4 protein-coding genes are annotated in these 11,974 nt (G+C 67.4%); all 4 read left to right on the top strand.

The features are described from left to right. Window positions 1-83 precede the first annotated feature (83 nt). The 4 genes from L0963_RS11490 to L0963_RS11475 all read left to right on the top strand — a co-directional run bounded on the left by L0963_RS11490 (window position 84) and on the right by L0963_RS11475 (window position 11,925). Window positions 84-1,877, top strand: a complete 1,794-nt coding sequence (locus L0963_RS11490; RefSeq protein WP_234179634.1) for a ShlB/FhaC/HecB family hemolysin secretion/activation protein — start codon at window positions 84-86, stop codon at window positions 1,875-1,877. 2 nt (window positions 1,878-1,879) lie between these two features. Further along, a complete protein-coding gene (locus tag L0963_RS11485; RefSeq protein ID WP_234179630.1) occupies window positions 1,880-9,376 on the top strand; it encodes a hypothetical protein in 7,497 nt (2,498 codons plus the stop codon). Window positions 9,377-9,428: 52 nt separating this feature from the next. Continuing rightward, window positions 9,429-10,889 (top strand): cysteine--tRNA ligase, encoded by a 1,461-nt coding sequence (cysS, locus tag L0963_RS11480; protein WP_442800562.1) that lies wholly within the window; start codon window positions 9,429-9,431, stop codon window positions 10,887-10,889. A 76-nt stretch (window positions 10,890-10,965) separates the two neighbouring features. Then, window positions 10,966-11,925 carry a D-2-hydroxyacid dehydrogenase gene (locus tag L0963_RS11475; protein WP_234179624.1) on the top strand — a complete coding sequence of 320 codons (960 nt, stop codon included), beginning with the start codon at window positions 10,966-10,968 and terminating at the stop codon, window positions 11,923-11,925. Window positions 11,926-11,974 lie beyond the last annotated feature (49 nt).

Raw genomic sequence — 11,974 nt, 5'->3', positions numbered from 1 at the left:
GATAAATTGGTCTAGCTGCCCGTGGGGGCGGCAGGATCGCTGGAGCGCGTTCGAAAACGCCTGCGCTCGGGGTTGGGGGTAATATGACGGTCAAGGGCGACAGGACAGGTTTCGTTGCGGCGCTCGCCGGTTCGGTGGCGATCGCCGCCTTGATGGCGCCAGCCGCCGCATCAGCGCAAAGCGCGCCGCCGGTCCCGACGCGCGAGGAAATCGACCGCAGCGCACCGCCGCCGATTGCACCGACGGGCGAGCGCGTCGTATCGGCCGACGACAGCATCGAACACGCCCCCTGCCCCCTCGCCGCGCCCGAATTCGCCAATGTCCGCGTGACGCTGCGCAGCGCCGAATTCTCCGCCGCGCCGGGGATCGACACCGCCATGCTCGCGCCCGCCTGGTCGGACAAGGTCGGCCAGGATCTGCCGATCGCGGTCGTGTGCGACATTCGCGACCGCGCCGCGACGCTGCTGCGCGCCAAGGGCTATCTCGCCGCGGTGCGCGTCCCGCCTCAGACAATCAGCGACGGCATCGTCCGCTTTGACATTCTCTCGGCACGCCTTGCGCGCGTCGAAGTGCGCGGCGATGCCGGCAGCAACGAGCGGCTGCTGCAACGCTATCTCGCGCGTCTCGACGATGCGCCGATCTTCAATGTCGAGGATGCCGAGCGCTATCTGCTGCTCGCGCGCGACATCCCCGGCCTCGATGCCCGGCTGACCTTGCGTCCCGGCAATGCGCCCGGCGAAGTGATCGGCGAGGTCACGGTCACGCGCACGCCGTTCGCTTTCGACGCCAATATCCAGAATTTCGGGTCGCACGACGTCGGCCGCTGGGGCGGCATGGTCCGCGCGCGCGCCGCCGGCCTGACCGGCTTGGGCGACCTGACGACCGTCAGCCTGTATTCGACCGCCGATTTCGAAGAGCAGCAGGTGCTGCAACTGTCGCACGAAATGCGTGTCGGCGGCGAAGGTCTGCGGCTTGGCGGCAGCTATACCTATGCATGGACGCGCCCCAATGTCGCGACGCTGCCGCTGAAATCGCATACGCAGATCATCAGCCTGTTCGCCGGCTATCCGCTCGTGCTGACGCAGGCGAAGCGAATTCAGATCGGCGGCGGGCTCGACATCATCGATCAGGACATCGCCATCGGCGGCGTCCCCCTCAACCGCGATCGCGTGCGCGTCTTCAACCTTCACATAGATGGCAACTGGACCGATCCGGCATCGATCGCGGGCCGGCACGGCTACACGCCGGCCGAGCCGCGCTGGGCCTTCGGCGCCTCGCTCGAAGCGCGCCAGGGCGTCGATTTCCTGGGCGCCAGCAAGGACTGCGGCCCCGGCGGCACGGCCTGCTTCCTGCCCGGCGCGGTTCCGCTGACCCGGATCGAGGCGAAACCCGATGCCTTCGTGCTGCGCGCCAACGCACAGGCCGACTGGCGACCGACGCCCAAATTCACCCTGTCGGTGGCCCCGCGCGCGCAATGGGCGAGCGATCCGCTCGTCGCCTATGAAGAATTTTCGGGCGGCAATTTCACCGTCGGACGCGGTTTCGACCCCGGCACGGTGATCGGCGACAGCGGCGTCGCGGTGACGACCGAGGCCCGCTACGGCTCGTTCGTCCCCGCCAATACCAAGGCGCTTGCCATCCAGCCCTTCGCCTTTTTCGATGCGGCATGGGTCTGGAACAAGGACAGCAGCTTCAACGGCCTGAATCCGCAAAAGCTGTTCTCCGCCGGTGGCGGCGTGCGGCTTGCCTATGGCACGCTCGGCCGGCTCGACATGACCGTCGCGGTGCCGCTGAACCGGCCGGCGCTGATGGCGCAAAAGCCCGACCCGCGCTTCCTGCTGTCCTTGACGACGCAATTCGGTGTGAGGGCTCGTTGATCATGCAATTCGAACCGGAAACGACCGCCATGCGCAAAACCGCAAACACCAGCCTTCCCGCCGCACGGACGGCGAAGCGCCAATTGTTGCAGGGCTGCGCGATTGCCGCGGGTCTTGCCGCGCTTGCCTATGGCGGGCCGGCGCTGGCGCAGGTCGCCGGGACGGGCACCGTCGTGAGCGGAAGTGCGACCATCTCGCCGCCCGGACCCGGTGCGACAACCGTGACCACCGGCGGATCGCAGACGATCATCAATTGGGTTCCGACCGACAACGCTCCGACCGGCGGCGACATCGACTTCCTGCCGGCCGGCAACGCCTGGAATTTCAGCGGCAACGGCAATTATGTCGTGCTCAACCGCTTCGTGAACGGATCGGGTGGGTCGCTGAGCCGGCAGATCGCGCTGAGCGGCACGATCAACAGTTTCGATTCATCCGTCAGCGGGCCGGGCGGCAGCATCTGGTTCTACAACGCCGGCGGCATCCTGATGAACAGCGGCAGCGCGATCAACGTCGGCAGCCTTCTCCTCACCGCCAACGATATCGACACGACCGGCGGTCTTTTCGGACCGGGGGGCGAAATTCGCTTTCGCGGCGCGTCGGGCAGCACCGCCGCGATCCGCATCGACGCAGGCGCCTCGATCACCGCCGACATGGGCGCGGCGGGCGGCAGCTATGTCGCGCTCGTCGCCCCGCGCATCGTCCAGGACGGCATCGTCAACGTCAACGGGTCGGCGGCCTATGTCGCCGCCGAACAGGCCGACATCCGCATCAATGCGGGCCTGTTCGACATCAACGTGCTGACCGGCGCCGAGGGCGGTCAAGTCATCAGTCACAGCGGCGTTACGACGGGACCGGAACAGCAGGTCAGCGGCGGCGCCCAGCGCATCTATATGGTCGCCATTCCCAAGAATGACGCCGTATCGATGCTCGTGTCGGGCCAGATCGGCTATCAGGACGCCGTTTCGGCGGTGACCGATTCCGACGGCGCCGTCATCCTGTCGGCGGGCTATAACATCACCGGGGGGGCGATCGACACCGCGCCGGCGAGCAGCGTCGGGGCCAATATCACGATCAACGACACGCTGTTCCGCAGCAACACCATTGCACGCGCGAGTGGCGATTTTCTGGGCCAGCCCATCGATACGATTCCGCCGGTCGGCGGAGCCTTCGTCCCGCCGCCGCAGCTTGGCCGGATTCTCGTTCAGGGCAATGCGCTGTTTGAGGGCGACAACAGCGCGACGATCAACGTCGGCGCGGTTCAGGCCGTGGGCGCGACCGGCCAGTTCATCGTCCGTTCGAAAGCGGCCTCGGCAATCACCGTCGACGGCGGACAGCTGGCGGCGGGCACCGACATCCTCGTGTCGGCTTCGCGCGATGCCAATGTCGTGACCGGCGTTGGCGAGGGCGGCAATGCCAGTCTGACCGTCCTCAACGGCGGCAGCGTGTCGGCCAATAGCGTGACGGTCAGCGCGCGCGGTCTGGGCGGATTTTCCGACAGCGGCGCCGGCGGAACCGGGATCGGCGGAACCGCAAGCATCAGCGTCAGCGGCCCCGGCAGCACATTGAATGTCGGCTCGTTGATCGTCGATGCCGGCGCGCTCGGCGGCGGCGCCTATGTCGGGCAAAGCGGCCCTACCGTCGCCGACGACAGTGGCGACGGCCAGGGCGGGACAGCCACGCTCGATATATCCGACGGCGCCACGGTTCAGGCCAGCAACTTCGTTCGCGTGACCGCCGATGGTCAGGGCGAGACCGGCCTTGTCCGCTCGGGCGACGGCGCAGGCGGGACGGCGCGGATCACCGCTGGCGGGCCTGGCACGACCTTCATATCGAGTTCGACCGACATCAATGCGCAGGGTTTTGGCGGCGGAAGCCAGTCGAGTTCGAGCGGATCGATCTTCTCCGCCTCCGCCGGAAACGGCGTCGGCGGCACCGCGTCCTTCAGCGCGAGCGGCGACGATTCGACCCAGATCGCACCGGGGAACCTCTATCTGTCGGCAAGCGGCCTCGGCGGGGGCGCCAATGCGGCCACGGGGCCGCAGGGCGGCGACGGCACCGGCGGCGACGCGTCGGTGTCGGCCGATGGCGCCTTCACACTCGATCTCAACTCGCTGATCGTTCTCGCCAACGGCGAAAATGGCGGCGCCTCGAGTTCGGGCGGCGATACGGGCGTCTCGGGGGACTCGCAGGGCGGCACCGTCAGCCTGTCCGCAAGTAACGGCGCGACGATCGCCAGCACCTTCTATATCCAGCTCGACGCCGGCGGCATCGTTTCGAGCAGCGAGAATATCGGCAACGGCAAGGGCGGCGGCGTCCGCATCGACGCGACGAGCGGCGGGTCGATCACCACCGACGGCATGCTGCAGATGACCGCCGACGGCGGCAGCTTCGGCGGCTTCACGGTGGCGACGAGCGGCGGCACCGGCGACGGCGGCAACATCCTCATCAACGCCGACGGCGGATCGGTCGGTGCCGGCTACTATTATCTGACCGCCAACGGCAGTTCGACCAATTCGGCCGGCACCACGGGCGCCGCGCAGGGCGGCAATATCGACCTTTTTGCGCTGGGCGGCGGCAGCATCAGCGCCACCGACCCGAGCCAGTTCAGCAGCTTCAATGCCGATGGGCAGAGCGGCTACAGCGTCGGCGGCGCCAACGGGTTCGGCGGCTTCATCGGGCTTCACGCCGACGGCGGCACGATTGATCTTGCCGGAACGATCCGGCTGTCGATGGGCGGCTATTCGGGCGGTAACACCGATCCCGCTGGCGGCGCGGTCCCGGTGGGCCTCGGGGGTTCTGCGTTGATCGAGGTGCTGAATGGCGGCGCCATGACGCTCGGCGACTTTGCGGCCGATGCTGAGGGGCGCGGCTATGGCAATGTCGAATCGCCCGGCGGAGCGGGCACTGGCGCGGCCAATGGCGTCGGCGGCGATGTCGTCATCACGCTGAGCGACGGCACGCTGAGCGCAAGCCGCTTCGCCCTGTCGGCCAACGGTTTCGGCGGCCAACCCGGGTCCGGTAGCGGCACCGGCCAGGGCGGCACCATCAGCTATACGCAGACCGGCGGCGATGCGAGCTTCGGCGACATGTCGATCACCGCCAACGGCTATGGCGGTTCGACGCTGACCGGCACCGGCAACGGTATCGGCGGCACCGCGACCATGACCCTGTCGGGCGGCAGCTTCGGCGCATCGACCGCAGCCGCCTATGCCGAAGGTTTCGGCGGCGAAGGCAGCTATGGCTATGACGATTTCTCGAACCCGGTTCAGCCCGCGGGCAACGGCGGCGATGGACAGGGCGGTACCGCGACGATCGTCATCGACGGACCGATCGCGATCGATACCGGCACGTTGGCGGCCTATGCGGGTGGCCGCGGCGGCAGTGGCGGCGATTTCAGCAGCATCGGCGTCGCGGTCGGCAACGGCGGCGATGGCGGTGCGGGCACGGGTGGTCAGGCATCGATCACCGTCACCGACGGGTCGATCGACACCGGCGACCTGATTGCGGACGCTGGCGGAATCGGCGGCAACGGCGGCAACAGTTACGATTCGGGCAGCTTCGGCGCGCCCGCGGGTATCAGCGTCGGCGGCCGCGGCGGATCGGGCACCGGCGGGACGGCGACGATCAACCTCGCCGCGGCGGTCGGGGTCGCGGACACGCTGACGGCACGCGCAGCGGCGTCGGGCGGGCTTGGCGGCTATGGCTCGGTCGGTAACGACGGCGGCGCCGCGACGGGCGGCCTTGCCCAGTTGATCGTGACCGATTTCGACGCCGGACCGCTCGGCGTCGTGCTCGACGCGACGGCGCTCGGCGGCGGCGGCGGAACCGGCTATGACGGCGCGGGCGGAGACGGCGGCGCGGCAACCGGCGGCACCGCGCGCGTCGAGGCGACCGGCGCCAACGGCGCGGCGTCGATCACCCAGGCCAACTTCCTGGCCAGCGGCACCGGCGGACGCGGCGGCGACGGCAATTCCACCTTCTTCCTGAACCCCGTCGGCCCCGATGGCGGCAAGGGCGGCGATGGCACCGGCGGCACTATCGAAGCCATCGCGAGCGAAAATGCGACGCTCACCCTCGCCGGCGCGAATGGCGCGCCGGTCACGCTGGCGAGCGGCGGCACCGGCGGCGATGGCGGCAACGGCGCCTTCAATGGTGAAATACCGGGCAGCACCGGCGGCGATGGCGGCGATGGCGGGGCGGGCTCGGGCGGCGTCGTCCATCTGCTTGCCAATGGCGGCACGGTCAGTTCGGCGGGTGCGCCGGTCAACATCAGCGTGGCGGGCACATCGGGCAACGGCGGCATCGGCGGCGACGGCAATGTCGACGCGGGCGGCAACGGCGGCAACGGCGCGAACGGCGCGATCTTCGCCGACCGCGGCGGGCGTATCGTCATCGAGGCACTGGCAACCCAGTCGGGCCCCGGCGCGATGGACCTTGGCGATACGACGCTGGTCGCAAGCGGCGCGCTCGCTGGCCGGATCGAGATCCGCACCGACGGCACCATCGACTTCGCCAGCCTTGACGCCGAAACCTACGGCATCTCCGATCCGACGAACAATGACACCAACGTTGCGACAAGCGGTATCTTCGTCGCGACGACCGATGGCACCATCAATGTCGGTGGCAACGCATCGCTGCGTAGCGACGGCTCGGTCGGCGTCTATGGGCAGGCGGCGGGGTTGTTCGTCATCACGGGCGATCTGACCATCGAAGCTGGCGACCAGATCGATATCCGCCACGATTTCGGCGAAGGCACGCCGCCGACGATCCGCGCCGGTGGCGATTTTACGGCGACCGCGGGATCGGGCATCAGCGGCGCGACCGGTTCTTTCCTGATCGCGGGCGGCGACCTGTCGTTGACGGCGTCCAACGGCGCGATCGGCGTCGATAGGCTGCAGGGCAGCAATATTTCCCTGACCGCAAGCGGTGCGGGATCGGTCGAACATGCCGAAGCGGACAATGATTTCATCGCCAGCGCGGCAAGTTTCCGCACCGGGCTCAATTCGATCATCACCGGCGGCAATATCATCGTCACCGCGCCCGGCGCGGTCGATCTCGGCAATTCCACTGCCGGCGGCTATGTCTCGGTCGACGGGGAGTCGATCCAGTTCGCGAATATCGGCGCGGGCGGCTTCGTCACGCTCAACGCCTCGGGCACTGCGCCGGGGGCCGAAGGTATCGCCGGCGGATCGATCGACGCGGGCAGCTCGATCAGCCTCTCCGGCAACAGCATCGCACTCACCGGCCCCGTCACTGGCGCCGGGCCGCTGTTCGCGACGGGCACCGGCGGCGCGGTGAGCATCAGCGATGCCGATGTCGCAGGGTCGATCGTCGTCGCCGCAGTGGGCAATATCAGCGGTAGCTATGTCTCGGGCGGCGACATCCTGCTGACCTCGGACGCCGACATCAACGCATCGGCGACGGCCAATGGCGGTTATGCCGATCCGGCAACCGGCGCGATCGCCGACGGCAATGTTTTCGCCGATGCAGCGGGCAACGCCACGCTGACCGATAGTGGTGCGGCGCGCATGTTCGGCGTCAACGCGGGACAGGCGGCCACGGTCACCAATGCGACCGCCGGCGAGGATCTGCTCGTCCTTGCCGGTACGACCGCCAATCTGACCAATGTCACGGCGGGTGACGACATCGACGTCCGCGCCACCGGCGCGATCATCGCGAACGGGCTCGACGCCAACGGCACCGGACTCGACGGCTTCCTGATCAACTATGTGCCCGGGAACGGCTTTACCATCGGTCAGGGCGAAGGCACGTCGAGCATCGACGGGTCGGACATCGATATCACATCGTCGGCGGCATCGATCGACGCCACCAACCTTTCGGCGGGTGACGATATCCTGCTGTCGGCGGCGACGACGATCGCCCTTGACGGCGGCACGACGCTGGGCCTCGGCATCACCGGCGGCGACAGTAGCATCCGCACGCAGGGAGGCGATACGGTCCTCACCAACCTCGACGCGTTCGACGACATCGTCGCGACTTCGGCGGGTGCGATCAGCGGCGACGCCATCGCTGCGGGCCGCAATCTCGCGCTGACGGCCGTAGATGCCATCGATTTCGGCGCCATCACCGTGGGCGGGACGACCACCCTCACGAGCAGCGGCGGCGCGATTGGCGTCGATGCGCTCAACGCCGCCGGGCCGATCACGGCGAGCGGCGACAGCATCGACATTCGCGGCGGCGCGATGCAATTCGCGTCGCTTACCGCCAATGTCGGCAACGCGCTGATCCGCTCGACCGGCAATCTTTCGATCGCAAGCGGCAGCGTGGCGGGCAGCGCCGATCTCGCGGCGACAGGTGGCAGCATCGCCCTGTCCGACCTGTCGGCGGGCGGCGACCTCAACGCGACCGCAAGCGGCGCCATTCAGGTCGATGGCATCGTCAGCGGTCCGCGCATCGCGCTGGCGTCGAACGATATCGTGATTGCCGGACAGGGCCGCGTCGGGACCGCCGGCACCACGCAGAGCCTGACGCTCACGAACAATGGTGCCACGCCCACCTTCGTCGGCGGCAGCGGCACGCAGAACGGCTATCACGCCGACGCGACCGAAATGACGCGGCTGTTCGCGACGAACATCACCGTCAACGCGCCCAACGGTGCAGCGGCGACCGACCTGATCGTCGACAGCTTCACTCTGGCGGGCAATTCCAATCTGGGCGCGGCGGGCTCGCTCACGCTGCAGACGCCGGGGCGGGCACGCGTGATCGGTGCGGTCGAACTGACCGGCCTGACGAGCGCAAACCGGCTGACGCTTTCGGGCGACGATCGTGTCGAGATCATTCTGGGTCAGGGCAGCATCCGTCTTTCGGCGAATGGCGCTCCGCAAGGCATGCTGGATCTGCGCGGAAACGATATCTTCGTCGCCACCGCGGCGGCCATCACCGATGTCGACGCAGCGACCTCGACCAGCGCGGTCGACACGCGCCTCGCACAGAATGACGGCGTCACCAGCGACGAAGGCGCTTTGTTCGCCGGCGGCATCAACGTCACGACGTCCCGCGGCTTCTATGTCCAGAACAGCGGTGCCGGGACCGACTACGCACAGCGGCGCGGGCTGACCTTCGCCGCGGGCGGGCTGAACGTCGATGCGCCGTCTTCGGGCGTGCGGATCGTCATCAACGGCGTCCGGCTCGGCGCCAACGGGCAAGTCACCGGGCTCGACACTATCCCGTTCCTCACCGTGAACGGTTCGACCCCGACCAGCGGCACGATCGACATGCGGTCGACCTTCAACGGGTGCCTGATCATCAGCACCGGCGGCTGCACCTTCATCGATCCGGGCAATCAATTCCCCGTGCAGGATGTCGTCGAGGACGAGGTTGGCAGCGATGGTGACGGGGATGGCGACGGCGGCGGCACCGGCTTGCCCGTGCCGCTTATCACGATCCGCGGCATCGATCCGCTGAGCGGCGCGCCGCTGCTCGACGATCCGGTTACCGGCGCGGGCAACGACGATCTGTGGACGCCGACGACGCCCTGACGCGCGTGTGCACAGTTGACGCCGACGGGCGGGCCGGGGCATGGGCGCGGTCATGACCGATACCCCCGCCCCCGTCCCCGCTTCCGGCGCACCGCTGCGGCTGTTCAACAGCCTGACGCGCCAGTTGGAGCCCTTCGCGCCCGTCCACCCCGGCGAAGCGCGCGTCTATTCGTGCGGGCCGACAGTCTATAACTATCCGCATATCGGCAACATGCGCGCTTATGTCTTCGCCGACACGCTGGGCCGGACGCTGACCTACAAGGGCTACAAGCTCACCCACGTCATCAACATCACCGACGTCGGCCACCTGACCGACGACGCCGATGCGGGCGAGGACAAGCTGGAAAAGGCGGCGGCCGAACGCGCCCAGTCGATCTGGGACATCGCGCGCCATTATACCGACGCTTATTGGGCCGACATCAAGGCGCTGAACATCCGCCAACCGGCGCATTGGTCGATCGCCACCGACTATGTGCCGCAGATGATCGACTTCGCGAAGGCGATTGCGGACAGACATTGCTATGAACTCGACAGCGGTCTCTATTTCGACACCACGAGCGTGGCCGACTACGGCCGCCTCGCGCGTCACGGGACTGACGAAGGCGAAAGCCGGATCGACCCCGTCGACGGAAAGCGGCATCCGGCCGATTTTGCCATCTGGCGCAAGACGCCGCCGAGCGAAACGCGCCAGATGGAATGGGATTCGCCGTGGGGCCGCGGTGCGCCGGGCTGGCACCTCGAATGTTCGGTGATGTCGGAGGCGCTGCTCGGCTTTCCGTTCGACATCCACACCGGCGGCATCGACCATCGCGAAATCCACCACCCGAACGAAATCGCCCAGAACCAGGCGCATAGCTGCTCGGCTGACAGCGGCGCGCGGATGTGGATGCACAATAATTTCCTCGTCGAACGCAGCGGCAAGATGTCGAAGAGTTCGGGCGAATTCCTGCGTCTGCAATTGCTGATCGACAAGGGTTACCACCCCCTCGCCTACCGCCTGATGTGCCTACAGGCGCATTATCGCAGCGAGCTGGAATTTTCGTGGGAGGGTTTGGGCGCGGCGCTCACACGGCTCAAACGGCTGGTGATGGGCGTCGCTCCCGTGCGCGACATTCCCGCCGCAGCGGTCGAAGATCGCCGACTGACCGACCTGCTCGGCAAGTTCGACGCCGCCATCTCGGACGACCTCAACACCTCGGTCGCGTTGACGCTGCTCGAAGACGTCATCGCGATGAAAAAGACCGATGCCGGACAGAAGCGCGCCGCGATCGGGACCATCGACGGCGTTCTGGGCATCGGTCTTATGGACGTGCTGCGCGGAGATCTGCGCATCCGCCCCAAAGCGGCGGCCATCACGGACGAGGAAATCGGAACCGCCCTCGCCCGCCGCAAGGAAGCGCGCGCGGCAAAGGATTTCGCCACGTCCGACAAGCTCCGCGACGAATTGATCGCCGCGGGCGTCGAGGTGATGGACGGCGATCCGCTCGGTTGGGATTGGCGCCTCGGCGAATAAGTTTCGCCTCCCGCTTGCGGGCGGCATCGGACATCGCCATGATTGGTTGCAAAATCGAACGGAAGAGATGCCCGCAATGACCAAGACCGTCACCGTCCTGTCCGGCCTGATCCGCCCGCTGGTCGAAGGCCGCCTGCCCGATTGGGTCGTGCCGCGCTTCTTCACGACGAAGGACGAGGCGATGGCGATGGCACCCGAGGCCGTGATCGGCTGGTTCGATATGTACGACAAGAACGACATGGCCGAAACGATCGCCGCCGCGACGCGGCTGAAATGGCTCAATTCCATCTATGCCGGGGTCGATGGCATGCCGCTCGATCTGCTCGCGGAGCGCGGGACGGTCGTCACCAACGGCGCCGGGATCAACGCGATCACCATCGCCGAATATGTCGTGATGGGAATGCTGACCGTCGCCAAGGGCTATCGCGAGGTCGTGCGGGCGCAGGATCGCCGCGAATGGCTGATGGATTCGCCGGGCAAGGTCGAACTGTTCGGATCGAAGGCGCTGCTGCTCGGCTATGGCGCGATCGGCAAGCTGATCGAGGAGCGGCTGAAGGGCTTTGCGGTCGATGTGACCATCGTGCGCCGGTCGCCCCCTAAAGACTCAGGCGGCCCCAACACGCTGACGCCCGACCAGTGGCGCGCGAAACTGGGCGACTTCGACTGGGTAATCCTGGCGGTTCCGGCGACGCCCGAAACCGATGGTATGATCGGCGCGGCCGAACTTGCCGCGATTAAGCCGACTGCCACACTGGTCAACATCGCGCGCGGCAGCGTGGTCGATCAGGATGCGCTGGTTGCGGCGCTCGACGCAAAGCAGATCGCCGCCGCCTTCCTCGACGTGACGTCCCCCGAGCCGCTGCCCGCCGACGATGCGCTGTGGAGCCTCGACAACGCGCATGTCACGATGCACCTGTCGGGCCGCGCGCAGGACAAGATGTTCGTCCGCTCGGCGCAGCGCTTCCTGGAAAATCTGGATCGCTGGCACAAGGGTGAAGCGGTCGAGCCGCGGGTCGACCTGACCCTGGGTTATTGATCGCCCGCGCCGTCACCTTTCGATCCTTTCGCGCGAATGGGAAGAGACC

This window comes from Sphingopyxis sp. NFH-91 (assembly GCF_021401285.1).
GTDB lineage: Bacteria > Pseudomonadota > Alphaproteobacteria > Sphingomonadales > Sphingomonadaceae > Sphingopyxis > Sphingopyxis terrae_A.
This window is presented reverse-complemented; position numbering and strand designations above follow the sequence as displayed.